Genomic DNA, 23,139 nt, shown 5'->3' with positions numbered 1-23,139 from the left:
GCGCCCGCAGGGCGCGCAGTCGAAGGATCTGGTCGCAAGGGGGTTGCGCATGCGAGCGCGCCATGCCCGGGGCCAGATCCTTCGACTCGCTTCGCTCGCTCAGGATGACACGGGGGGGGGCTGCTCGCTCAGGATGGCAGGGGGATGCGCTCCCAAATGACTGAGGAGAGCGCGGACACTCTCGGATGACAAGGGAGCGCGGACGCTTTCGGATGACACGGGGGCTGCTCGCTCAGGGCATGAGAGAGAGGCATTCGTGCTGCGCGTGGATTCGCTGCCGTACGCGCGAACGCGCCAGGCAGTCGCCGCCGTGCGTGCGAACGTGTCAGGCAGTCGCTGGCGATGTGCGCAAACGTGCCAGGCAGTCGCTGCCGATGCGCGCAAACGTGCCAGACAGTTTCTTCGATGTGTTCCCATAGGCAACACACGGCGCGGCAATGTCGCGATGTTAAACACGCCCAGATTTTTGCTGACTACGAATCCCCAGCTCAAAACGATAGATTTGAATAAAGCCCCCGAGCGCTGAGAAGCTGGCACCGCAGGTGCGCTCCCCGCGCCCCGTCGGGGCGACCAGACGGCGTTTCGACATGAAGGGGTGCGGTCATGAAGCCAGAGCACATGAGCCTCGTTGACGAGGGCGATGGGAAGGTTCGCGTCGAGGCGTCGTTCGCCGCGGCGGACGTCAGCAGCGTTTTCGAGGTCGTCAGGCGCATACTGGCCTACACGAACGCCGTGGACTCCACGAGCGACGAGGACATCAGGACGCTCTTGCTCGAGAAGCTCGGCCAGGACGAAGTCGAGAGCCGCTGCGCGGAGGGCGTGCCGGCCATCCTCGTTCCCTGGATAGTGGACGCGCTTGACTTCGAGACGATCCTCGATCCCGTCGTGGTCGACGCGCCTCAGCCGACGCAGGGCGTCCCCTACGCGCTTGCCGTCGAGGTGACGCGCAAGCCGCGCTACGCGCTCGCGTCATATGAGCCGGTTCGCGTGCAGCTGCCGAAGAGCGAGGTCACTGACGAGGAGGTCGAGGGCTATCTCAGGCAGATCGTCTTGGACCACGCCGCGTATGCGGAGGTCGAGGAAGATCGGCCCGTGAGGCCGGGCGACAGGGTCAACGTGGCCATCACCACCTTGAGGGGCGCGGAGCTCGTGGAGCACCTGACGTCGCCGAGCCGCTCGTTCGACATAGGGGAGGGGTGGTTCTCCCCGGAGTTCGACGAGAACATCACGGACATGAGGCGCGGGGAGACGAAGACGTTCGAGTTCCAGGCGCTCGGCCTGCACTCCCGAAACGAGCACGACACGGAGACGCTGACGTGCACGGTGACGGTCTCCTCCCTCGCCGAGTTCACCCCGCCGGAGCTCACCGACAAGTGGGTTGCCAGCCACGTCGAGGGCGTGGGAAGCGTGCGGGAGCTTGAGGAGGCGATCCGCGCGCGCATGGCGCAGGAGCGCGCAAAGCCTGACGAGGAGGCCCTGCTGCGCCCCGTGGCGCAGGAGCTGTCCCGACGCCTCGACATGCACATCTCCGACGCCCTGTACGAGAAGGTCGTCAACGACCTCATCTTCCAGATAAGCAGGCAGGCCGAGCAGCGGAACCTGCCGCTCGACGACTACCTGGCGACGCAGGGCATGGACCGGGAGGCGTTCGGCACCTACCTCATGGACCGGGCGCGCGAGGCCATCCTCGAGGGGTTCGCCCTCGACTCCTACGCGGACCACTTCGGCCTCGAGCTCGCCGACGCCGACGTTGACGAGGTGTTCCTCGAGATGGCGGGCGGCAGGGTAGCCGCGGCCTCAAGCCTGAGGAAGCAGTATGAGCAGGGCGGCCATATGTACGAGATCCGCGAGAAGGCGCGCAGGCTCAAGGCGAACAAGCACGCCGCGCAGCGGGCGGTCCTCACGTTCGGCTGAGGAGAGGCGGCACGCGTGCGGTATGCGCAAGCTGCTTGCGGCCAGGCCTTTCGACTCCGCGCCCTGCGGGCGCTTAGCCCAGGATGACGCGGACGGGCGACCTGCGAGCGCTCCCCGCGCCGTTCGCGACGCGCCCGCATGCGCAAGCTGTCCGCAGCGCGCTTCATCCCCCTTTGCGCCCGTGGACAATTCGGGGGCCGGTGTTGCCTTAGGCGGCGCTTTCCAGGCGGTGTCGGGGTAACGAACAGACGGGAGATACTGTTGATGGCGAAGGCCCCCGTTCTTCGATACGTTGAAAGGGTGAGGTCAAGAGGCCTCGCAAGAGTAGTGCAGGAAATGGAAGAGAAAGAAGAAGGAGGAGAAGGAAATGGCGACAGAGGTCAAACCGATTCTATGTCACAGCAGTCATGAGCGATGTGGTTTGCTTGCCACTGTTGTGGACGGGCGTCTGGCCAAGCTCGAAGGCGACCCGACTTCGCCGAACAACGCAGGGCGTGTATGCGAGCGACTCAAGTACATTCCCGAGTGGCATGACCACAAGGATCGCATCAACTACCCGCTGAAGCGCGTCGGCGCGCGCGGCTCGGGCAAGTGGGAGCGCATCACGTGGGAGCAGGCGGCAACTGAGATCGCGGAGAAGCTTCACCAGATCGTCGACGAGTATGGTGAGGAGTCCGTTGTCCTGCAGCGCGGCACGGGCCGCACCGACGAGTGGTACGCGGCGCTGTTCTTCAACCTGCTGGGCTCGCCCAACGTCAACGTAGGCGCTTGCGACATCTGCTGGTGCCCGACGATGACGGCCGACTCGATGATCTACGGCAACTTCGCCAGCCCCTCGGCGGGCCCGGAGAGCACGGTCATGCTCACCTGGGGCAAGAACCTCATGGAGTCCGGCGACTTCCCCGAGACCTGGCAGCAGCTCGACGCTTTGGCCCTCGGCAAGGCGAAGCTCATCGTCGTCGACCCCCGCTGCATTGACTTCGCGCGCAAGGCCGACCTCTGGCTGCAGCTGCGCCCCGGAACCGACGGCGCCATGGCCCTCGGCTTCCTCAACGTCATCATCGAGGAGGAGCTCTACGACAAGGAGTTCGTCGAGAAGTGGTGCTACGGCTTCGACGAGCTCAAGGAGCGCGTCAAGGACTACCCGCCTGAGAAGGTCGCCCAGATCACGTGGGTGCATCCCGACAAGATCCGCGCCGCCGCCCGCATGTGGGGCAACGCGCGACCGGGCGCCTGCGGCTGGGGCCTCGCGACCGACACCATCGGCCGCAACGCGACTGACGCGAACCGCCTCAAGGGCTTCCTGCGCGCGATCTGCGGCAACATGAACGTCTCCGGCGGCTGCTCGCTGGTGGCGCCTCACTACATGAAGTTCCGCCACACCAACGACCTCGGCCGTCCGGACCTGCTTCCGAAGTCCAAGCGCCACACCTGCGGCCAGGAGACCTTCCCGATCCACACGTGGGCGAGCTACGAGCTGATCAGCGAGGCCCAGTCCCGCGTGTACAAGCGCGACTACGCGTCCGTGTACAACTACAACTGCTCCGCCCCGTCCGCCATCACCTACAACGCGATGATCACGGGCAAGCCGCAGGCCGTGAAGGCCTCCTTCATCCAGGCGGGCAACCCGTTCTCGATGGTGGCCGACACGAAGCAGACCTACCAGGCCCTCAAGTGCCTCGACCTCATCGTCACGCACGAGTACTTCATGACCCCCGCCGCGGCGCTGTCCGACTACGTGCTGCCGGGCGCGACGTGGCTTGAGCGCCCCCTGTCCTTCCCGTACGCCCTCTGGGGCTGCGCGGACGTGAACTGGTGGGGCTACCGCGCGGTGCAGCCCATGTACGAGCGCAAGGACAACTACAGCTTCTGGAAGGCCATCGCCGAGAAGTACTTCCCCGAGGACATCGTGAAGGAGTATTGGCACTGGAAGGACAAGGAAGAGGTTGCCCTGTGGATCATGGAGCCGCTCGGGTACAAGACCTTCGACGAGTGCGTCGAGCGCCGCTACCTCCATCCGCCGGTGCCGAAGTGGCATGAGGAGCTCGATCCCGAGACCGGCCAGCCGTACGGCTTCGCCACGCCGACGGGCAAGGTCGAGCTGCACTCGACCATCATGGAGAAGCTCTGCGGCCCCGAGTCCGCCGTCCCCGACTACGAGGAGCCCTTCGAGTCGCCGGTCAGGACCCCGGAGATCGCCAAGGAGTACCCGCTGATCCTCATCGCCGGCTCCCGCTTCATGCCGATGTACCACTCCGAGTATCGCCAGATCTCCGGCTTCCGCTCGCGCTGCCGCGACCCGTACTTCGAGATCCACTTCGAGACGGCCGCGAACCTGGGCATCGCCGACGGCGACTGGTGCTGGATCGAGACGCGCCGCGGCAAGTTCCTGCAGAGGGCCAAGCTCTCCTCGGGCATCCTGCCCCGCGCCATCGCCGCGCAGCACGGCTGGTGGTATCCCGAGCTTCCCATGGAGGAGCCGTGGCTCGGCGGCTGGTTCATGTCGAACACGAACATGGCAACCGACAAGGCCCCCGAGAACTGCGACCCCTACGCGGGCGGCTTCAACATCAAGCAGGGCCTCTGCAAGGTCACCAAGGCCGCGCAGTACCCGTTCAACACGGTTTTCAGCAACTAGCTGGTAAAACGCGCGCAGCTGTCGCGTGAGGCAGCCTCGGGCCCGCCGGCATCGCGCAAGCGGTGCCGGCGGCCGGGGAGGGAAGACCGGTCAGTCAGCTCATCGAGAAGGAGAGTGCCATGCAGCTGAAGAGCGTCGCCTTGGAGAACTTCAAGGCCTTGAAAGACATCGACATCGAGTTCGGGAAGTTCACGGTGCTCACCGGGCTGAACTCCGTCGGCAAGACCACCTTGTTCCAGTCGCTTGCCCTCATGAAGCAGAGCATCGAGCGCAACGAGGTGACCTTCAACGACTACCTGCTGCGCATGGGCGACTACAAGGAGATCGTGTATGCTCACGATGCCAGCCTCGACATGAAGATCGCGCCGCGCTTCGAGGACGAGGCCTACGGCGAGAGCACCTACGAGGCCCTCATCCGCGAGCGGGGCATCGTGGAGAGCTTCATCGACAACGGACGGCACGTATGGCGCTGGGACAGCACCGCGCCGGGCGTCATCGAGCCCTACCACCGCGTCTTCCTCTCCCAGGCTGCCAAGGGCTACGGCGGCGGCGAGTACCTCGTGCATGATCGCGCCGAGATCACCAAGGCCGTCGAGGGGCAGAAGCTCGTCTACGACTGGTTCACGAACATGCTGTACCTCTCCTCGAACCGCGGGTTCACGAAGTACAGCTATCCGCTGCTCGCGGGAGCGCCGACCATCGAGGACGTGTCCAAGCGCGCCGGCGACCACTCCCTGCTCGAGGAGTGGCTGTCGAACCTGATCATGTACAAGATCAACGAGGCGAAGCGCTACCCGGGCGTCCGCAACCAGCTCGAGGTCATGCAGGACCGCCTGTCGAAGATCGGCGTGAACATCAACCCCTACGTCATGGGCGGCCCGAGCGTGGTCATGGACCTCGACGAGGGCGGCATGTGGGTCAGCGCCGTGAACTCAGGCTACGGCGTCAACCAGTCCATCGCCGCGATCGTGCTCGGCACGCTGTACCAGCCCGGCACCCTCATCATGATCGAGGAGCCTGAGATGCACCTGCATCCCGTCATGCAGCGCCGCATCGCCGAGATCCTGGTCGACATCGCCAACGAGGGCAAGCAGGTTGCCATCACCTGCCATTCCGACCACATCCTTCGCCGGCTCAACCAGATGGTGGGCGAGGGCGTCATCGCCGCTGACGACGTCAAGCTCTACAACTTCAAGCGGTCCGAGAGCAAGGCCACGTTCGCCGAGGAGATCTCCATCTCCGACCGCGACACGCTGGAGGCGTTCTTCGAGGGCTAGGAGAGGCTCATGGCATTGGCGATCAACGACGTGCTCGACCGGCTCCGCCAAGCGCAGGCCGAGTACGAGGCGGCATTGGCGACCGAGGACCCCATGGAGCGGCACACGGCGCTGCGCCTGGCGTACGGCGGGCTCTCCCAGGCAGCGTCCGATGCCTACATGATCTATTCGTCCAAGCCGAAGAACAACGCGTTCAAGGAGGGCGGGCTGTCAACGTGGGCCCGCGCGGAGCTGGAGGCCATGACCAACACCATGGGCGCGCAGTACTTCCGGCAGGGCCTCACGTCCACGAGCCGCATGGAGGGGGAGTTCGATCGCTGGCTTGCGCGCGTGCGCGTGTTCGTCGACCGGCTCAACGCCGACTTCCAGCTCGACGTCGGCCAGGTGGCCGCGAAGGACTGGAAAGAGGACGAGATCAAGCGGAAGCAAAGGCAGATAGAGGACTTCAACAAGAACATGATGGGCACCGATGGCGTCGTCGGCTGGTGACCGCGGCCATCAGACAGAGGCAGGAGCATGGCATGATTGATGATTCGACTGGATACACGACGAAGGGCGTTCCGTATTACGTCAGGATGGTGAACGGCTGTCAGACCCTGATCGGCCTCGACGAGGCTGACTATCGCACGCTTCTGATGATGGGCTTCCAGGACGAGGAAGTGTACCTGAGCGTCAGGAGGCAGACGGGCGCCTACGCCGCCGACTACGAGCTCGAGGTGCGCGCGGGGCTGAACACCATCAAGATGGAGGGCGTCCCGCTCTTCCAGCTCTGCCTCGACGACGAGCAGACCAAGCAGCTCAAGGATCGCGGTTACGTGGAGGGACGCGAGATCGAGCTGTACATCAAGAAGTCCCCCCACCGCATCCCTTCACGTCAGATCAGACCCGAAGACGTTGCGATCAACATCTTCAACGAGAACGACCCCATGCTCGATGCCCCGGAAGTCTGGCTTCAGCCTGAGGGCCTGTAAGAAGAAACGGAGAGGAATCCATGTGCTTTAGACCTGCGACGGTCAACCAGGTTGACCACAAGTGCCCGGAGTGCGGCACGAACAACTTGCCCGAGGCGACCATGTGCGCTCGCTGCTTCGCCCCGATGACGCCGCTGAGCGAGCAGGACGTGGCCGCGCAGATGGCGGCCAAGGAGGCGGGCATGCCGGCACCCGCAGCCCCTGCCGCCCCCGCGGCCCCCGCGGCTCCTTCGGTGCCGATGGCGCCCGGGGCTCCGGCTGCGCCGAAGGACGACAACGCGGTGTACTTCTAGTCCGTTGAGGTGATGATCGGGCGAGGTCGAAAGCGCTTGCATGCAGGTGCTTTCGACCTCGCCCGACGAGCGTGAGGATGCTCAGCATGATGACAGGCGACGCGAGAGAGATGATAGAGGCGGAGGCGGCGAAGTGCCTGGACTGCGGCGCGTGCACCGCATCCTGCGACATCCTTCCCGCCATCGACCCCGCCCGTCCCGGGTCGCTCGCACGGCAGGTGCTCGCCGGGGAGCTCGGCATGCGGGAGGAGTGGTTCATACCGCGCTGCGCGCTCTGCCGCCGCTGCGAGACGGCGTGCCCCGCCCAGGTGAGGATAGCCGACATGGTGACGGCGATGCGGTCCCTGCTCATAGCCGAGGGGAGAATCGACGTCGAGCGCTATCGCGCCATGTGGGTCGACTACGACTGGAACGCCATCAGCCTGTTTCGCGACACGTACGCGCTCGGCGTCCCCTCCGAGCGCGTGGCGTCCTCGCCTCTGGCCTTCATGCCCGGATGCTCGCTGTTCAACGAGGGGTACGAGCTGCTCCCGGCGCTCATGCGCCTTCTGGACGGCGTGTGCGGCGCGAAGGTGGCGCTGCTGCCCGACTGCTGCGGCATGCCGCTGGCGGAGATGGGCCTGCGCACCCGCTACGAGCGCTTCGCCGACGGGCTGTGGGAGCGCATAGCCGACGCAGGCTACGAGGAGGTCCTCGTAGCCTGCCCGAACTGCCTGGCGCAGCTCGAAAGCCGCGGAGAGGCTTTGGGCGTGCGCGTGACGTCCGTGTACGAGCGCCTGGCCTGCGCGGGGGTGAAGGCGCCGGCGCGCCCGGGCGTCACCGTCTCCGTCCACGACTCGTGTCCTGCGCGCGGAACGCAGCTCGGGGCATGGGTGAGGGAGATCCTCTCCGGCTACGACCTCAGGGAGATGGAGTGCTGCGGCGACAAGTCGCGGTGCTGCGGGTCGGGGGGCGCGGTCTCGCTGTTCGACTTCACCATGCGGGAGGTTCGCGCGCAGCGCCGAGCGGAGGAGTTCGCGCGCACCGGCGCCGACTGGTGCGTCTGCGCCTGCATGTCAAGCTGCAGCACCCTTGACGTCCCGCCGGCAAGCGGCAGGGTGAGGCACGTGCTGGAGCTTGTCCTCGACCAGGAGATCGACCGCGCGGAGTGCAGGCGGAAGATGGATTTGATGTGGCAGGGGGACCAGGGCGCGCGCAACGAGCACCGCCTGGCGCATTCGCGCCCCCTTGCCAAGGAGAGGTGACCATGTTTCAGGTTCCGGATAACGCGCGGGTGATCAGCGAGACGAGCAGCGTGTGCCCGCATTGCCTGGCGAGCATCCCGGCGGTCGTGTACGAGCGGGACGGCGAGGTGTACCAAGGCAAGAGCTGCCCGGAGCACGGCGACTTCGAGGTGTACGTCTGGCCTGACGCCGCGCACTACGAGTGGTGCTCCGGCTTCGACTTTCCCGCCAAGACGCGCGCCGCCCAGACCCCGTCGTCGGGGTCATGCCCCCACGACTGCGGCCTGTGCTCGTCCCACCGAAACTGGATATCCCTCGCCGAGATCGAGGTGACGTACCGCTGCAACATGCGCTGCCCGGTGTGCTTCATGTCAGCCGGCGAGCAGCTCAAGGAGCCTTCCTTCGAGGAGCTCGTCGAGCAGATGCGCGGCATACGCCAACGCGAGTACTCCGAGGCGACGCTGCAGATCACAGGCGGCGAGCCGACGGTGCGCGCCGACCTGCCCGAGATCATCGCCGCGGCCCACGAGGCGGGCTTCGAGGTGGTCGAGCTCAACACGAACGGCATCGCCCTCGGGCGGGACCCGGGCTACGCGCACCTCCTCAGGGAGTCCGGCTGCTCGAACGTGTACCTGCAGTTCGACGGCGTGACGAGCGAGGTGACGGAGAAGCTGAGGGGCGAGGGCGTCCACGAGCTGAAGATGCAGGCCATCGAGCACTGCCGGCAGGCGGGCCTGCCGGTCATCCTGGCTCCCGCGGTGGTCCGCGGGGTGAACGACCACCAGCTCGCCGACATCATCCGCTTCGCGATGGGAAACATGGACGTCATCGAGGGAATCTCCTTCCAGCCCGCGTTCTTCTCCGGGCGGTTCGACGTGGAGCGGGAGCGGCACATCACCATGGGCGACGTCGTCAAGATGATCGAGGAGCAGACGGACGGCATGGTCAAGGCCCGGGACTTCTACCCGCTCAACTGCGTGAGCCCGCTGTGCGACTGCTCGACCTACCTGGTGGGGGATGACGAGTTCTTCATCCCGCTGTCCCAAAGCATCGGCGAGCAGGAGTACAAGGACTTCTTCGCCGACGGGAGCACCCAGGGCTCGACCTTCGTGGACGTCGCGCTGCGGAAGTACCGCGGGGCCATCCCGCGGGGCCTGCCGATCCTCGTGATGTGCTTCATGGACGCGTGGACGTTCGACGCCAAGCGCGTCGAACGTTGCAACTTAGGCGTGCAGGCCCCTGACGGGCGAACCGTGCCGTTCTGCGCCTACCATCTGACGAACGCCGAAGGGCAGAGGCTGTACCCCTACCCGACGCAGCGGTAGCGCGCGGAAGAGCGGTGCCATGGACCTGGTTCTGATCAACCCCCACGTGGTCGACGCGAGCACGTTCCCCAGCGGCGAGTTCTTCTCCTGCACGGCGCCGAACATGGGGATAGCCTACATAGCGGCAGCGGTGGAGGCCGTCGGGCGCAGCGTCCGCATCATCGACGCGAACGCGCTGCACCTGAGCCTCGACGAGCTGCACGACGCCGTCCGGAGGCTTGACCCTGACGTGGTGGGCGTCACCGCGACGACGACGACGCTGATGGACGCCTTCGACGCGGTGCGCGCGGCGCGCCGCGCCTGCCCCGGGGCGTTGCTGGCGCTCGGGGGCATACACGCCTCCCGCTTCCCGCGCGAGACGCTCGCGGAGTGCGCAGAGCTTGACCTGGTGTGCGTCGGGGAGGGCGAGGAGACGTTCGTCGAGCTCCTCGACGCGATCGAGGGCGGCGCGCGCGACTTCGCGGGGGTGCGCGGGCTGGCGTTCCGCGACGGCGAGGGCGCGATCGTCCTGACGCCCGAGCGCCCTTGCATCCAGGACCTGGACGCCTTGCCCTTCCCGGCCCGGCACCTGCTGCCGATGGAACTCTACGCCTCGGGCGGGCACCCGCACCGGACGGCCTCGATCGTCTCGAGCCGGGGCTGCCCGTTCGGCTGCAAGTTCTGCGCGGCGCCCTTCATCGGCGGAAGCCGCTACCGGAAGCGCTCGGCGGAGAGCATCCTCGACGAGATCGGGGAGATCGTCGAGAAGTTCCACATGAACAGCTTCGAGTTCGTCGACGACCTGTTCACGCTCGACAAGCGGCGCGTCATGGACATCTGCGACGGCATCGTGGAGCGCGGGTACGAGGTCAACTGGACGTGCAGCGCCCGCGCCGACACGGTATCGCCTGAGATGCTGCGCGCGATGGCGGGCGCGGGCTGCCGCATCGTGTACTACGGGATCGAGTCGGGGTCCCAGCGCATCCTCGACCTGGTCGGCAAGCGCGAGACGCTTGCCCAGATGGCCGACGCGGTGAGGTGGACCCACGAGGCGAGCATGCGCTCGTGGGGCTTCTTCATCATCGGCTTTCCGAGCGAGACGGCGGAGGAGATCGAGCGGACCATCGCGTTTGCGAGCGAGATCAACCTCGACTACGCGGAGTTCTTCATCTGCTCCGCGTTCCCGGGCAGCCCGCTCTACGAGCATGCGGTCGAGCAGGACCTGGTGCGCAAGGACACGTGGGCAGACATCTCCTACGGCAAGTACAACATCGAAAGCGCGCATGTCACGCCCCAGGAGATGCACGAGTACCTGATCCGGGCCTACCGCAGCTTCTACACCTCCGATGCCGCGATCAGGCGCCTGAGGGCCTACGGGCAGGAGGACCTCGTCGAAGAGATCATGCGGCAGACCTCTGACGAGTTTCTGAGGGCTGCGCGTGAGGGCGCGGGAGACTAGCGTGGACGCAAAGCGAGAGTCGTTGCTGCCGACGCTGCAGGCCGTCCAAAGAGAGCACGGGTACGTGCCCGACGAGCAGGTCGGAAAGATCGCCGCCTCCCTCGGCATCACGAAGGCCGACGTGTACGCGGTGGCGAGCTTCTACGGCCAGTTCAGGTTCAACCCGCCCGGGCGGCACTCGGTCAAGGTGTGCGCGGGCACGGCGTGCCACGTGAGGGGGAGCGCGCTCATCCTCGACGAGTGGTCGCGCCTCTTGGGGATAGAACCGGGGCAGACCACCGCAGACGGCGCGTTTGACCTCGAGCGCGTCGCCTGCATCGGGTGCTGCAGCGTCGCTCCCGCCGTCATGGTCGACGGCGAGGTCCACGGGTGCATGAGCAGCGCCGAGGTTCGCACGGTGTTCAACGAGGTCTGCGCGGGCGACGAGCGTGCGCGCCGCGCCGCGGGGGCGGACGGCGACGCGGGTGAGGGCAATGGTGCGGGCAGGGGCGATGGTGCGGGCGACAGCGCGGGCAGGGGCGTGGGCGATGCCGGCTGACGTCAAAGGCGCTCGCGACGGCGCGGGCGGCGAGAGGCTGCGCGCGATCGCGGTCGGCACGGCGACGTGCGGGCGCTCGGTCGGCGCGCTCGAGGTCCTCGAGGCGCTTCGCGTCGAGATCGCGGAGCTCGGCTTGCCCTACCGGCTGGTCGAGGTGGGGTGCTTGGGGCATTGCTATGCAGAGCCCCTCGTCACGGTCGAGGCGCCCTCAGGGCGCGTGAACGCGTTCGGCTACCTTGACGCCGTGGCGGCGCGCTACCTGCTGAGGACGTGCTTTGGCGAGGAGGAGCCGGAGAGCGACTTCTATCTGGGGCGCCTCGAGGACGACGGGGCGATCGCATCGGAGGCGCTTGCGGCGCGCAACGCCCTCGAGCGGCGGGTGGTCATGGAAAACTGCGGGATCGTCGACCCCTGCTCGATCGACGACTACCGGCGGCGCGGAGGCTATGAGGCCCTGCGGCGCGCGCTTGAGCTCAGCCCCGACGACGTGATCGAGGAGATCGCCCAGGCGGGCCTGCGGGGCCGCGGAGGAGCCGGCTTTCCCACCGGCGTGAAGTGGCGTGCGTGCCGGGAGGCCGACGGGGCGGAGAAGGTGATCGTCTGCAACGCGGACGAGGGCGACCCCGGGTCGTTCGTCGACCGCGTGATCATCGAGAGCGACCCCCATGCCGTCCTCGAGGGCATGCTCATCGCAGGGTACGCCGTAGGGGCGCGCGAAGGGCGCGTGTACGTGCGCGCGGAGTACCCGCTGGCCGTCGACAGGATGCGCCAGGCGATTCGCCAGGCGCGTGACGCACGCCTGCTCGGCGAGGACGTCCTCGGGGCGGCGCTCTCCTTCGACGTGGACGTGTTCGAGGCGGCGGGCGCCTTCGTGTGCGGGGAGGAGACCGCGCTGATCGCCTCGATGGAGGGGCGGCGCGGCGAGCCGCGCCTGAGGCCCCCGTACCCCGCTGAGCGGGGATTCCTCGACCGCCCCACCGTGATCGACAACGTGAAGACGCTCGCGTACGTCCGCCACATCATCGAGCGGGGCGCGCGGTGGTTCAGGGGCATCGGAACCGCGTCGTCTCCCGGGACGGGCGTGTTCTGCCTGACGGGAAAAGTGGCGCGGCCCGGGCTGGTGGAGGTCCCCCTGGGCTCGACGCTGCGCGCGATCCTCTACGACGCGGGCGGCGGCATGGTGGACCCCAACGCCGAGAAGCCGGGGAGGGAGACGCCGAACATAGGGAACGGCGGGTACTGCACGCGTCCGCGCGCTCCCGAGACCGTGTTCAAGGCGATCCAGATCGGCGGCCCCTCGGGAGGGTTCCTCCCCGCGTCGGCGCTCGACCTGCCGGTGGACTTCGAGTCGCTCCGCGACGCCGGGATCATCATGGGCTCAGGAGGCATGGTGGTCATGTCGCAGGATGACTGCATGGTCGAGATGGCGCGCTACTTCCTGGAGTTCACGCAGTCCGAGTCGTGCGGCAAGTGCGTGCCGTGCCGCGTCGGCGGGCAGCTCATGCTCGACATCTTGGGGGCTGTGGCCCGCGGGGAGGGGAGCGAGGAGAGTCTTGAGGCCTTGAGGAGCCTTGCTGTGCACCTGCGGCGAGCCTCCGCGTGCAACCTCGGGCGCACGGCGCCGAGCCCCGTCATCACGGCGCTGAGGTTCTTCGAGGACGAGTTCAGGGCCCACGTCGAGCGCCGCATGTGCCCGGCGCTCGTGTGCCGTGACCTGATCTCGTACGAGTTCGAGGACGTCGGGTGCACGAGCGCCTGCGAGCAGTGCAGCGTGGTGTGCGAGGCCATCACGTCGGCGCTCGGATATGACGGGTTGTCGGGGCGGATGTACCGCACCCACGAAATCGACGATGACCTGTGCGTGCGGTGTGCCATCTGCGTTGACTCGTGCGCCGGCGTCAACCACCGCGCGGTGCGGAAGGTGACGCCGGCGAAGCGCCAGCGGACGAAGGGAGGGGCATGAGCACGGTGAGCCTGGTCGTTGACGGCCGTCGCATCGAGGCAGAGCACGGGGAGAACCTGCTCGGCGTCCTGCTGCGCAGCGGATCCTACGTGCCGCACCTGTGCTTCGCAAGCGCCGACCTGCCCGTGCGGGCGGCATGTCGGCTGTGCACGGTCGGCGTGGAGGGGCGCGACGAGCCCGTGTTCGCCTGCGAGGCGAAGGCGGAGGCCGGCATGGTCGTCGACACGCGCGACGTGCAGGCGCTCGCATGGGCGCGCGCGAGCTTCGACCTGGTCATGGCAACGCATCAAGTGCGATGCGGCTCATGTGCGCGCTTCCGGGAGCAGGGGACGTGCGACTTGCGAGAAATCGCGCATCACCTGGGCGCTCCGCTGCGCTCGAGCTGGGGGTCGTGCGCAGCGCCGCGCCCGGGCGGGAACTCCGGCGCCGCGCCGCGCGGGAGGGAGGCGGTCCTCTGCGACGCAGCGGGGCCGATGAGGGTCGATGCGCAGGCGTGCGTGCGCTGCGGCCGCTGCGTGGATGCCTGCTCGTCTGCGGGGGCGGGCATCCTCTGCTTTCTCGGCCGGGGCTCGGCGTATCGGGTGGCGTGCATAGGGGACGGCGGCGACGCTTCCGCCAGCGCCCGCGCCTGCACGGCCTGCCGGGCTTGCGTTGACGTCTGCCCGGCAGGCGCCCTGGAGCTTGCGCGTGTTTAGCGGGCACCTGGCGCTGATGACACGCGCCGGGCGGGACGCTCTTGGTACAGGTGGCGGCGACGTCCGACGAGGCGCCTGCTTGAGGCGCTTGAGGCGCTAGAGGCGCAGGACGGTGTCGACGTAGCGGATCATGTCCTCCACGGGCGTGGAGCACTTGTTCTTGAGCCACCACACCGTCAAGGTGCTGACGGCGCCGAAGTACATCAAGGCCTCCACTTCCAGAGGAACGCACGGGCGGTTCTCGTCCTGCTTCCTGAAGTTCAGGAAGTCAGAGGTGCCTGCGATCATGCTCGTGAGCACGTGGTCGCTGATGCCCTTCACGACGAAGAGGTTGCCGAAGAACCGCTGGTACTTGTACACGTAGTTGAATATGGCCTCGTGAGGAGAAGGGGGCTTGCCCGACTCGCCCCTGCGCGGCGAGTCGGCGGCGATGAGGTTGGCCTCCTCGGGCATGATCTCGTATATGCCGTAGTTGAGCAGGTCGAACTTGCTCTCGAAGTGGTTGTAGAACGTCGAGCGGTTCACATGCGACCGAGCGCAGATGTCCTTCACGCTGATGTTGTCGAAGTGACGCTCCTCGATCAAGGAGAACAACGCATCCCAGAGCATCTTCCGGGTGACTCGACCGCGAAAGTCGTTTCGATTCGGTTCGCCTGCATCTGCATTCATAATTCCCCCTAGCTTGTCAGTTTTCGCCCAGGGCAGCTCCAAAGCGCCATGCCGCGCTCGCTCGCTGCTGATCAGAGTCAACAAGCTTTTTCAACTATATTAAACTGCTGTGGGGAGTCTGAATAGTAAACAAATGCCAGCTAAGTGTCGGCTTTAAGGACACTGGGAGAAGATCGATCTAATACCGCGTCGTTTTGCTCTCTTTAGTGGTCGTCAGCGCACGTTTGCCGCGAGGTTCACCTGCAAGTGCTAAGCGCTTCGCGCTTGCTTTTGACGCCACGAGGCTTGGCTTCTCCCGCACATCATGACGCGGGCACACGCGCTCGAACTCGCGCCTAGGAGCACATCTCTTCCCGGCCATCCCGAGCAGAGCACCCGCGTCAGGTACCCACCCCGTGTCATCCTGAGCGGAGCGCTCTTGCAGTGGTTCTAGTCTCCTCGCCTGCGCGAAACGCCTGCTGTGTCATTCCCCATGTCATCTCGAGCAAAGCCCGCGCTAGATGCCCACCTCGTGTCATCCTGAGCAAAGCCCGCGTCAGGTGATCCCCCGTGTCATCCTGAGCGGAGCGCCGTAGGCGCGGAGTCGAAGGATCTGGTCGCAAGAGGGTTGCGCATGCGGGCGCGCCATGTCCGGAGCCAGATCCTTCGACTCGCTTCGCTCGCTCAGGATGACACGGGAGAGATGGCGCAGAATCACAGGGCCGCCTTCTTCGGCAGCAAGCTTGCGTTCATTCTAAGGCGGTTTAGCAGCCCACGGGTGCAAGGGAGCAGTTCTGCACCTGACTTTTCGTTGCGTAGCGCCTTGCCCGTAGGCTCGTCGTAGAAGCATTCTATAATGAACGTCAAAGAATTGAAGGAGCGCGTTAGCGCGTCAACGCGGGCGTTTCCATGGGCGCAGCTGTGTGTGGATCGCTTGCGAGCGGACTGATGCCAGTCGACGCGCGATGCGCGCCAGGACGGCAAAGCCGAAGGAGAACTATGAAGCCGACTAAGATCCTGTTCGTGTGCCACGGCAACATCTGCCGCTCGCCGATGGCCGAGTTCGTGATGCGCGACCTGGTTGAGAAGCGCGGGCTCGCGGACGTGGTGGAGGCGTCCTCCGCGGCCACGAGCTCTGAGGAGCTCGGGAACCCCGTGCACCACGGCACGCGCCGCAAGCTCGCGAGCGTGGGCATCTCGTGCGCCGGCAAGACGGCGCGGCGCCTGCGCAAGGACGACTACGCTCGCTTCAACCTGCTCATCGGCATGGACGAGGCGAACGTGCGCAACATGCGCCGCTTGTTCGCCGGCGACCCCGAGGGCAAGGTGCGCAAGCTCCTCGAGTTCGCCGGCAGCATGGGGGACATCGCCGACCCCTGGTACACGGGCGACTTCGACGCCACCTACCGCGACGTCCTCGCCGGCTGCACCGCCCTGCTCGATGACCTTGAGGCGCGAAAGTAGGGCGCTATTCTTCTCAACTTGCCTCTGACCTGGGCTTTGCAACCGCTGGCTGCGCGGTTTACGCCTAAAAAGCACGCTGCGGTTGGTGGCGGGCAACCGCAGGGTCGCTTAACTTTGCAACGGCATTTGAGATAATGAGGATGCAGCAAAGAGAAAGGCAGTACCGTGAACTTCAGAGACAACCTCGTGCACCTGCGTGCGGTGAACAACATGACCCAAGAGCAGCTTGCCATGCGCCTGGGGGTGAGCCGCCAGTCCGTCGCGAAATGGGAGGCGGGCAAGTCCTATCCCGAGATGGACAAGCTGCTGGCGCTGTGCCAGGTGTTCAGCTGCACGCTCGACGAGCTCGTGCAGGGTGACCTCACGGCGCGGGAGGCGGACAGCTCTCTCGCCGTGAGCGGGTCGGCACAGCCGGAGGACGTCTTCGGCTACGACGAGCAGATGCGCTCCTTCGCCAACAAGATCTCCAACGGCGTCATGGCCATCATCCTCGGGGTGGCCCTCTGCGCGATGTTCGGCGCAATCGGGGAGGCGAGCGAGGGGGCGGCGCACGCCATCTCGTCGAACGTCTTCGTCTCGCTGAGCATCCTGCTGCTCTTCGCGGGGATCGCAGCGGGGCTTGCGCTCATCATCCCCGCTGCCATGAGCCATTCGGCCTTCGTGAAGGCCCATCCGTACGTCAGCGACTTCTACCGCCCCGAGGACAAGGCCCGGGCGCGGTCGGCGTTCTCGCGCGAGCTCATCGGCGGCATCTGCTGCATCTTCCTCGGCGTCTGTGCCGTGGTGTTCCTCGCTGACACGAGCTACGAGGACGTCTTGGGCACGCCCGTCATGCTCTCCCTCATCGCCGTCGGCGTGCGCTTCATCATCCACGGCGGCATGATGCTCGGGCGCACCAACCTGCACGACTACAACAAGAGCGCGGGGGAGTACCTGACGCCGGAGGAGATAGCCTCGTCGGACCTGCCCCATGAGCAGAAGCAGCAGATGATTTCGGCCCACGAGTCCGACAAGCGCATCGGCGCGATCTGCGGCGCCGTCATGATGCTCGCCACCATCGTGGGGCTCGTGCTCCTGTTCGCGTCGCCGTTCCAGCTCTACTTCTGGCTCGCATGGGTCGTCGGCGGACTGCTCTGCGGCATCATCGCCGTGCTGATGAAGGCGTTCAGCGCCAACGCTTGATGAGCTGCGCGCGTGAGGTTTGCAGACTCGGGCGAACGCAGGCGGACGCGGCCGGAGGCATGTTGCCGTTGCAACGTCTTTCGGCCTGAGATCAACTATCCTTGTTCGCAGATAGCAAAGAGGCGCAGCTCAGCGAAGGTTGCGCGGCAGAAGAGGAGGCTTCGTGAGGCGCGTTGCGATCTACGGAAAAGGGGGGATCGGCAAGTCGACCACCACCTGCAACGTGGCGGCGGCCTTGGCTGCGCGCGGCCTTGTGGTCCTGCAGATAGGGTGCGATCCCAAGGCGGACTCAACGCGCCTGCTCATGGGCGGGCAGCGCATCCCGACCGTCTTGGATGAAATGCGCGATGGCGGCGCGGCGGCCCTGGATGACATCGTGTTCCGATCGGCGTCGGGCGTCTACTGCGTGGAGTCGGGCGGGCCGCTGCCGGGGGTCGGCTGCGCGGGCCGTGGCGTCATCACGGCGTTTCAGCAGCTTGACGCCTTGCATGCCTTTGACGTCCTGTGCCCTGACGTCGTTCTGTACGACGTCTTGGGCGACGTGGTGTGCGGGGGCTTCGCCATGCCCCTGCGGAGCGCGTACGCCCAGCACGTCATCGTCGTCTCCTCAGGTGAGATGATGTCGCTGTATGCGGCGAGCAACATCTTGGCGGCGCTGCGCCACTTCGAGGGCCGAGGCTACGCTGAGTTCGCCGGGCTCGTCGCCAACTGCCGAAACGTGCGGAACGAGGACGAGACCCTGGCGCGCTTCTGCGAAGAGGAGCAGGTGAGCCTGGTTGCGCGCATTCCCCGAAGCGATGAGGTCTTGGAGTCGGACGAGGCCGGGGCGCTGTGCTTCGAGCGCTTTCCCGAAAGCGCCGCCGCCCGCGCATACGGGGGCTTGGCCGACTTCGTGGCAGCGCTTCCCGAGGCTACCGCATGACCGACCTTCGCTACCGCGTGCGCCTGCCGCAGCGTCATCGCGACCGCCTGCGCGTACCCGAGAGCCACACCTTGTTCGTGTGCCCGCCTGCGTGCGGGCGTCGCCATGCGCTGCGCGTCTTGGAGAACGACACGTCGGATGACTACTCGTTCTGCTTTCTCAGTCCCTCTGACATCGCCTTGGGTGATTACGAGCGGCACCTGCCCTTGGTGGTGGCCGACCTCGTCGCGCGGCTGCCTGAGCGCCCGCGCGTCGTGACGCTCGTATTCAACTGCGTTGACGACTTCCTGGGCACCGACGAGCAAGCGCTCGTGCAGACGCTTGAGGAGGCCGTGCCCGGCATCCGCATCGCCGTCACGCGGGTCAACCCGGTGTCCGAAGGGGGGCGGGAGAGGTCGTCAGGCATGCAGGGAGGCATATACGACCTGCTTGAGCCGCAGGAGCGGCATGATGATGCCATCACGGTGGCAGGGCGCTTCGACGACCTTCCCGCAACGTCTGAGTTCGTCGCGGTGATGCGCTCGTGGGGCGTGAGCGAGGTGCGCAACGTCGCCTCTTGTCGAACCTTCGACGAATACCAGCGCCTCGCGTCGAGCGCGCTCGCGCTCTCGGTTTCCTGGATCGGGCGGCGCCAGTGCCTCCAGCTCGAGCAGCGGCTGCACATGCCGACGGTGCACTGGCAGACGGTCTATGACGTTGACCGCATGGCCGCCAACTACGCCGCGCTCGCCCAGGCGCTGCATGCGCGCGGCGTGGGCGATGAGGCGACCCGCTCATGTTTCGAGGCGCCGGCACCTGCCCTTGCGCGCGCACGTGAGCGTGCTGAGCGCTCGCTCGAGCAGGCGCGCGAAGCGGTAGGGAGCCGGCCCGTTGCCGTTGACTCCCTTGCGACGCATGAGCCGCATGCGCTGGCGCAGTCGCTTGCCGACGCGGGGTTTAACGTCGTCGCCGTCATAGCCTCGCCGACCAAGGAGCCTCAGCGAGCAGGAGCGCGCGAGCTTGAGCGCACGCATCCTGAGATCATGCAGCTGGAGTGCGCTGCTGACCGCGGTACGGATGCCCCGCGCGACGCAGAGGGGCTTCTGGCCGTCGGTGCTGACGCGGCGGCTTGCTTTGACGCGCATGCCACGGTGGACATGTTCCATGACGAGGGATGCTTCGGTTTCGACGGCGTGGCGCGCCTCTATGACGCGCTGGCGCGCGCGGCGCGGCAGGGGCGCTCGTCAGTCGCGGGCGATGTGGAAGGGCTGGTGTGAGCCATGCAGCTGTCGCGCTTCCTCCCGCCCTTCGCCTCCGACTACTCCGGCGCAGCGAGCGTCCTTTCCGGCTGCGACGCGCAGCTGGTCTTCGTCGACCCAGGGTGCTGCTCGTACAGCTTCCTCGAGGCCGAAGGCGTGCGCTCAGACGATGCGGAGCGTCCGGTGCTCTCCGCGCATCTGCGCACCGTCGACACCGTGCTGGGCGCTGACGAAGCGCTGACATGCCAGGTCAGCGCCGCGCTGAGGCGCTCGCGCCCCCGTTTGGCCGCGCTTTTGGGCACGCCCGTCCCCTCGCTGGTGGGCATGGACCTCCCCGGGTTGGCGCGCCAGATCGCCGCCGAGGCCGCTGTTCCGGTCGTCGGCATCGAGACTGACGGGTTCGCCGGCTATGACGTCGGCGTCAGGCGGGTGTACGAAGCCGCTCTGCGGCTGTGCGACGCGTCGTCGCCCCAACATGACCGCGGCAGCCGGCAAGCAGGCGCGGCGTCAGGCCGGCAATCAGGTACGGACGACTCCGCTGCGCGCGACGCCTCGAAACCGCGCGCGGCCCTCGTGGGATTCAACCCGTTCGACTTCGGAAGCAGCGAGGCCGTACGCGCTGTGATGCGCTTCGTCGAGGACGGCGGGTGGACGCCGACGTTGCCCTTCGGTGCTGAGCACGCGGAAGCCGAAGACCTGGCCTGCTGCAAGGTTGCGCTCGTCGGCTCCGAGTCGGGCCTCGAGCTCGCCCGTGCGCTCGAAGCGCGCTTCGACATTCCCTTCCTCTGCTGGTCACCGGCATGCTTCGGCCACGACATGGGGGAGCTGGCGGCAATCGCCGCGAAGGGGGATCCTTACGCGTTCCTCACGGCAAGCTCATGCGCATGCGGAGAGCCCAGCGCGCGCGTGCTGGTGGTGGCCGAGCAGCTGTCCGCCCATGCGCTGGCGCATGAGGTTGCGCGGCGGGCGCACGGCGTTTCGGTTGCGACGGCCTCGTTCTTCACCGACGAGCGCGCAACGCGGCGGCTGGGAACGATCGAGCTTGACTCCGAAGAGCGCCTGGCAGCGCTTTTGGCGCAGGGCGCCTGCGATGTCCTGGTGGCTGACCCGCTGCTCTTGAGGCTTCCCGAGGCACGTGGCATGGCGGTGGTGCCCTGGCCTCATCGGGCGGTTTCCGGAAAGCTGTACGACCGATGCAGCGACAAGAGCGGGTGGGAGAGCGTGTGTGCGCAGACGCTGAACGCCTGCGCGCGCTTGGCCTGACCCGCTGCCTGACCCGCTGCCGCCGAAGGCCTTGCCGCAAGCCCGCTTCGCTGCGACGTCCTCGGTGCAAGGCGTTCAGCGCACGTCCTCCACCGCTTCAACGCATGCCGCCTACCGTTCGCCGAGCAGCGTGAACTCGTTGCGGTCGCAGGCGATGAGCCCCTCCCTCCGCATCTTGCCGAGCTCGCGGGAGAGGGCGGTTCGCTCGACGAAGAGGTAGTCGGCAAGCTGCTGACGGTCGAAGTCGATGGTGAAGGAGCGGGCTCCCGCCCTCTCGGCTTGCGCGGCGAGAAACGACGTGATCTTGCCGCGCACCGAGCGCTCTGACAGCACGCAGATCCGCCGTGCCATCTGCTCGTTCATCTGCATGATGGCCTTGGTTGCGTTCTCTTGCACGATGTTGGCGTAATGGCGGCATCGCTCGCAGCCCGTCACCCTCACGTCCATGCTGAAGCTCACCACCGCGCAATCCTGCGTGGCTACGATGTCGAGCGGCGACGTGGCCACGCCGCTTGTCAGCGCGTCTCCGGCGATGATGGATCCCGGGGAGTACTCGCTGATGATCGAGTGATTCCCCTCGCGGTCAACCCAAACGTTCACGGCACGTCCCCGTGCGAGCACGCCCGCAGCGCGCCTGTTGTCGCCGCTGCGGAATATGATCTCGTCCTTCGCATAGCAGCGCTGCCGGGCCTTGAGGCAGACGAGAACCTGCTCGAGCTTCTCGGCGGGAATCCCCTCAAAGAGCGGGAGACGCGCAAGCGCCTCGTGGTCAATCGTGGTCGGATGATGCTGCATTGCGTGCTGCTCCTTCGGCGAAACCCAGCGGCATGTCGCGCGAGATTCGGTCATGTTGCCATGGCAACTTATTATTCTGAAATAACTATTATTCTAATACATGTATTAAGTAAGGACAACTTGCGGAGGGGGAATCTGCCGTGAAGTTCGAAGTCGAGAAAGCGCTCACGCGCCCTGAGGCCGTCAGCGCGCTCACGAGTCGCTGGAAGATGCCCGTCGAGACGGAGACGATAAGGCTCGGCGAAGCGTACGGGCGCGTTACGGCCCGCGAGTACCGCGCGCGGTGGAACGCGCCTGCGCATCGCGTGTCGGCCTTTGACGGGGTGGCCGTCAGGTCAGCGGACTTCGCAGGCGGCGTGCCCGACGCGTCGGCGTGGAAGCCGGGCGTCGACTTCGTGCGCGCCGACACGGGAGATGACTTCCCCGACGCGTTCGATGCGGTGATCGCCATCGAGAACGTGGCGACCCTGCCGAATGGCGGCCTTTCTTTCGCTGAGGTCAAGGGGGTCAAGCCGGGCGGCGGCGTCCGCGCGGCGGGATCCCAGCTTGCGGAAGGAGAGCTTCTCTGCGCAGAGGGAACCGTGCTGCGTCCCGAAGACGTGGCGCTGCTCGCTGCCGGCGGCTTTGACGCAGTTGAGGTGAAGCGCAAGCTGCGCATCGGCTACCTTCCCACGGGAAGCGAGCTCGTAGCGGTGGGCACGCGTCCCGAAAGAGGCGAGACCATCCAGAGCAACGGCCTCATGATCAGGGGATTCGTGCAGCAATGGGGCGCCTGCCTCGTCGAGTGTCCCATCGTCGCCGATGACGAGGAGCTTCTCGGCGCAGCGATCGACGAGCTTGTGGCGAGCTGCGACATCGTCCTGGTGAACGGCGGCTCCTCGCGTGGATCCGAGGACTTCTGCGCCCAGCTTCTGCAGGAGCGCGCCTCGTACTTCTCGCATGGCATCAAGGCGGTTCCCGGGCGGCCCGTGGGCCTTGCCGTCATCAACGGGAAGCCGGCGCTCAACGTCCCCGGCCCCATGCTGGCCGCATGGCTGGCCTGCGACTGGCTGCTCCAGGCGCTCATATGCTTCTACCAGGGCCAGAAGATGCCGCGGCGCATGACGCGAAGCGCCTTGCTCGACGATTCGCTCGCAGCGCGCCCGCAGTTCGAGCGCCTGGTGCGCCTGGTTGCCGACGAGCGCGACGACGGGCTGCACGTTTCCGCGCCCTCCCGTGCATCCTCGCTCGCCCAGAACGTGCGCACCGTCAACGCCTACTGCGCCTTGGCGCCGGGATGCAGCCTTGATGCGGGAAGCGAGCTTATGGTGGAGATGTTGGGCACCTCGGCGCAGGGGAGGGCGAGGAGGTGA

General features: G+C 66.5%; 20 protein-coding genes. 18 read left to right on the top strand and 2 right to left on the bottom strand.

Translation table 11 applies throughout. The annotated features are described in order from the left end of the window. The first annotated feature begins 603 nt into the window (after positions 1-603). From G7Y50_RS01675 to G7Y50_RS01620, 12 genes are all read left to right on the top strand, one after another. Positions 604-1,914: a hypothetical protein gene (locus tag G7Y50_RS01675; protein ID WP_165054815.1), complete on the top strand. Its 1,311-nt coding sequence runs from the start codon at positions 604-606 to the stop codon at positions 1,912-1,914. A gap of 367 nt (positions 1,915-2,281) precedes the next feature. Next, a complete protein-coding gene (locus G7Y50_RS01670; protein ID WP_165054817.1) occupies positions 2,282-4,552 on the top strand; it encodes a molybdopterin-dependent oxidoreductase in 2,271 nt (756 codons plus the stop codon). Between the two features lie 119 nt (positions 4,553-4,671). Then, on the top strand, positions 4,672-5,829 hold the full coding sequence (locus G7Y50_RS01665) for an AAA family ATPase (protein ID WP_165054819.1): 1,158 nt from the start codon (positions 4,672-4,674) through the stop codon (positions 5,827-5,829). A gap of 9 nt (positions 5,830-5,838) precedes the next feature. Next, positions 5,839-6,318 (top strand): hypothetical protein, encoded by a 480-nt coding sequence (locus G7Y50_RS01660; RefSeq protein WP_165054821.1) that lies wholly within the window; start codon positions 5,839-5,841, stop codon positions 6,316-6,318. 32 nt (positions 6,319-6,350) lie between these two features. Next, positions 6,351-6,800 carry a hypothetical protein gene (locus tag G7Y50_RS01655; protein WP_165054824.1) on the top strand — a complete coding sequence of 150 codons (450 nt, stop codon included), beginning with the start codon at positions 6,351-6,353 and terminating at the stop codon, positions 6,798-6,800. A gap of 20 nt (positions 6,801-6,820) precedes the next feature. Then, positions 6,821-7,093: a hypothetical protein gene (locus G7Y50_RS11875; RefSeq protein WP_206214725.1), complete on the top strand. Its 273-nt coding sequence runs from the start codon at positions 6,821-6,823 to the stop codon at positions 7,091-7,093. 86 nt (positions 7,094-7,179) lie between these two features. Next, complete coding sequence (locus G7Y50_RS01645) at positions 7,180-8,337, top strand: (Fe-S)-binding protein (RefSeq protein WP_165056917.1); 1,158 nt, start codon at positions 7,180-7,182, stop codon at positions 8,335-8,337. Between the two features lie 2 nt (positions 8,338-8,339). Next, positions 8,340-9,641, top strand: a complete 1,302-nt coding sequence (locus G7Y50_RS01640) for a radical SAM protein (protein WP_165054829.1) — start codon at positions 8,340-8,342, stop codon at positions 9,639-9,641. Positions 9,642-9,660: 19 nt separating this feature from the next. Then, a complete protein-coding gene (locus G7Y50_RS01635; RefSeq protein ID WP_165054840.1) occupies positions 9,661-11,079 on the top strand; it encodes a B12-binding domain-containing radical SAM protein in 1,419 nt (472 codons plus the stop codon). Between the two features lies 1 nt (position 11,080). Continuing rightward, on the top strand, positions 11,081-11,617 hold the full coding sequence (gene nuoE, locus G7Y50_RS01630; protein WP_206214724.1) for an NADH-quinone oxidoreductase subunit NuoE: 537 nt from the start codon (positions 11,081-11,083) through the stop codon (positions 11,615-11,617). Continuing rightward, positions 11,607-13,580, top strand: a complete 1,974-nt coding sequence (locus G7Y50_RS01625) for an NADH-ubiquinone oxidoreductase-F iron-sulfur binding region domain-containing protein (RefSeq protein WP_165054842.1) — start codon at positions 11,607-11,609, stop codon at positions 13,578-13,580. Before nuoE ends, G7Y50_RS01625 begins: the two co-directional genes overlap by 11 nt. Next, positions 13,577-14,275, top strand: coding sequence for a 2Fe-2S iron-sulfur cluster-binding protein (locus G7Y50_RS01620; RefSeq protein ID WP_165054975.1), 699 nt, complete (start codon positions 13,577-13,579; stop codon positions 14,273-14,275). The genes G7Y50_RS01625 and G7Y50_RS01620 overlap by 4 nt, the downstream gene beginning before the upstream one ends. Before the next feature lie 96 nt (positions 14,276-14,371). Here the strand turns inward: G7Y50_RS01620 and G7Y50_RS01615 are convergent, their stop codons facing one another. Then, on the bottom strand, positions 14,372-14,869 hold the full coding sequence (locus tag G7Y50_RS01615) for a TetR/AcrR family transcriptional regulator (RefSeq protein ID WP_165056915.1): 498 nt from the start codon (positions 14,867-14,869) through the stop codon (positions 14,372-14,374). A 1,053-nt stretch (positions 14,870-15,922) separates the two neighbouring features. Here G7Y50_RS01615 and G7Y50_RS01610 point away from each other — a divergent pair. The 5 genes from G7Y50_RS01610 to G7Y50_RS01590 all read left to right on the top strand — a co-directional run bounded on the left by G7Y50_RS01610 (position 15,923) and on the right by G7Y50_RS01590 (position 20,992). Next, complete coding sequence (locus tag G7Y50_RS01610) at positions 15,923-16,387, top strand: low molecular weight protein-tyrosine-phosphatase (RefSeq protein ID WP_165054847.1); 465 nt, start codon at positions 15,923-15,925, stop codon at positions 16,385-16,387. Between the two features lie 165 nt (positions 16,388-16,552). Further along, positions 16,553-17,569 (top strand): helix-turn-helix transcriptional regulator, encoded by a 1,017-nt coding sequence (locus G7Y50_RS01605; protein WP_165054848.1) that lies wholly within the window; start codon positions 16,553-16,555, stop codon positions 17,567-17,569. A 163-nt stretch (positions 17,570-17,732) separates the two neighbouring features. Continuing rightward, positions 17,733-18,491, top strand: coding sequence for an AAA family ATPase (locus G7Y50_RS01600; RefSeq protein WP_165054850.1), 759 nt, complete (start codon positions 17,733-17,735; stop codon positions 18,489-18,491). Beyond that, the gene (locus tag G7Y50_RS01595; RefSeq protein ID WP_165054852.1) at positions 18,488-19,747 is read left to right on the top strand and encodes a nitrogenase component 1; all 1,260 of its coding nucleotides are present in this window, start codon (positions 18,488-18,490) and stop codon (positions 19,745-19,747) included. The genes G7Y50_RS01600 and G7Y50_RS01595 overlap by 4 nt, the downstream gene beginning before the upstream one ends. Positions 19,748-19,750: 3 nt before the next feature. After that, the gene (locus tag G7Y50_RS01590) at positions 19,751-20,992 is read left to right on the top strand and encodes a nitrogenase component 1 (protein ID WP_165054854.1); all 1,242 of its coding nucleotides are present in this window, start codon (positions 19,751-19,753) and stop codon (positions 20,990-20,992) included. Between the two features lie 111 nt (positions 20,993-21,103). On the opposite strand, the gene G7Y50_RS01585 is transcribed toward G7Y50_RS01590, so the two are convergent. Beyond that, complete coding sequence (locus G7Y50_RS01585) at positions 21,104-21,787, bottom strand: Crp/Fnr family transcriptional regulator (protein WP_165054856.1); 684 nt, start codon at positions 21,785-21,787, stop codon at positions 21,104-21,106. A gap of 140 nt (positions 21,788-21,927) precedes the next feature. Here G7Y50_RS01585 and G7Y50_RS01580 point away from each other — a divergent pair, with 140 nt between their 5' ends. After that, positions 21,928-23,139 (top strand): molybdopterin molybdotransferase MoeA, encoded by a 1,212-nt coding sequence (locus G7Y50_RS01580; RefSeq protein WP_165054858.1) that lies wholly within the window; start codon positions 21,928-21,930, stop codon positions 23,137-23,139.

This window comes from Adlercreutzia sp. ZJ176, from assembly GCF_011038975.1.
GTDB lineage: Bacteria > Actinomycetota > Coriobacteriia > Coriobacteriales > Eggerthellaceae > CAAEEV01.
Note: the sequence above shows the minus strand (reverse complement) of the source record. Positions and strands in the feature narration are given on the sequence as shown.

What these genes read in the sequence shown, in the direction of transcription:
- G7Y50_RS01675 (WP_165054815.1), top strand. Translation starts at nt 604, where the DNA reads ATGAAGCCAGAGCACATGAGCCTCGTTGACGAGGGCGATGGGAAGGTT.
- G7Y50_RS01670 (WP_165054817.1), top strand. Translation starts at nt 2,282, where the DNA reads ATGGCGACAGAGGTCAAACCGATTCTATGTCACAGCAGTCATGAGCGA.
- G7Y50_RS01665 (WP_165054819.1), top strand. Translation starts at nt 4,672, where the DNA reads ATGCAGCTGAAGAGCGTCGCCTTGGAGAACTTCAAGGCCTTGAAAGAC.
- G7Y50_RS01660 (WP_165054821.1), top strand. Translation starts at nt 5,839, where the DNA reads ATGGCATTGGCGATCAACGACGTGCTCGACCGGCTCCGCCAAGCGCAG.
- G7Y50_RS01655 (WP_165054824.1), top strand. Translation starts at nt 6,351, where the DNA reads ATGATTGATGATTCGACTGGATACACGACGAAGGGCGTTCCGTATTAC.
- G7Y50_RS11875 (WP_206214725.1), top strand. Translation starts at nt 6,821, where the DNA reads ATGTGCTTTAGACCTGCGACGGTCAACCAGGTTGACCACAAGTGCCCG.
- G7Y50_RS01645 (WP_165056917.1), top strand. Translation starts at nt 7,180, where the DNA reads ATGATGACAGGCGACGCGAGAGAGATGATAGAGGCGGAGGCGGCGAAG.
- G7Y50_RS01640 (WP_165054829.1), top strand. Translation starts at nt 8,340, where the DNA reads ATGTTTCAGGTTCCGGATAACGCGCGGGTGATCAGCGAGACGAGCAGC.
- G7Y50_RS01635 (WP_165054840.1), top strand. Translation starts at nt 9,661, where the DNA reads ATGGACCTGGTTCTGATCAACCCCCACGTGGTCGACGCGAGCACGTTC.
- G7Y50_RS01625 (WP_165054842.1), top strand. Translation starts at nt 11,607, where the DNA reads ATGCCGGCTGACGTCAAAGGCGCTCGCGACGGCGCGGGCGGCGAGAGG.
- G7Y50_RS01620 (WP_165054975.1), top strand. Translation starts at nt 13,577, where the DNA reads ATGAGCACGGTGAGCCTGGTCGTTGACGGCCGTCGCATCGAGGCAGAG.
- G7Y50_RS01610 (WP_165054847.1), top strand. Translation starts at nt 15,923, where the DNA reads ATGAAGCCGACTAAGATCCTGTTCGTGTGCCACGGCAACATCTGCCGC.
- G7Y50_RS01595 (WP_165054852.1), top strand. Translation starts at nt 18,488, where the DNA reads ATGACCGACCTTCGCTACCGCGTGCGCCTGCCGCAGCGTCATCGCGAC.
- G7Y50_RS01590 (WP_165054854.1), top strand. Translation starts at nt 19,751, where the DNA reads ATGCAGCTGTCGCGCTTCCTCCCGCCCTTCGCCTCCGACTACTCCGGC.
- G7Y50_RS01585 (WP_165054856.1), bottom strand. Translation starts at nt 21,787, where the DNA reads ATGCAGCATCATCCGACCACGATTGACCACGAGGCGCTTGCGCGTCTC.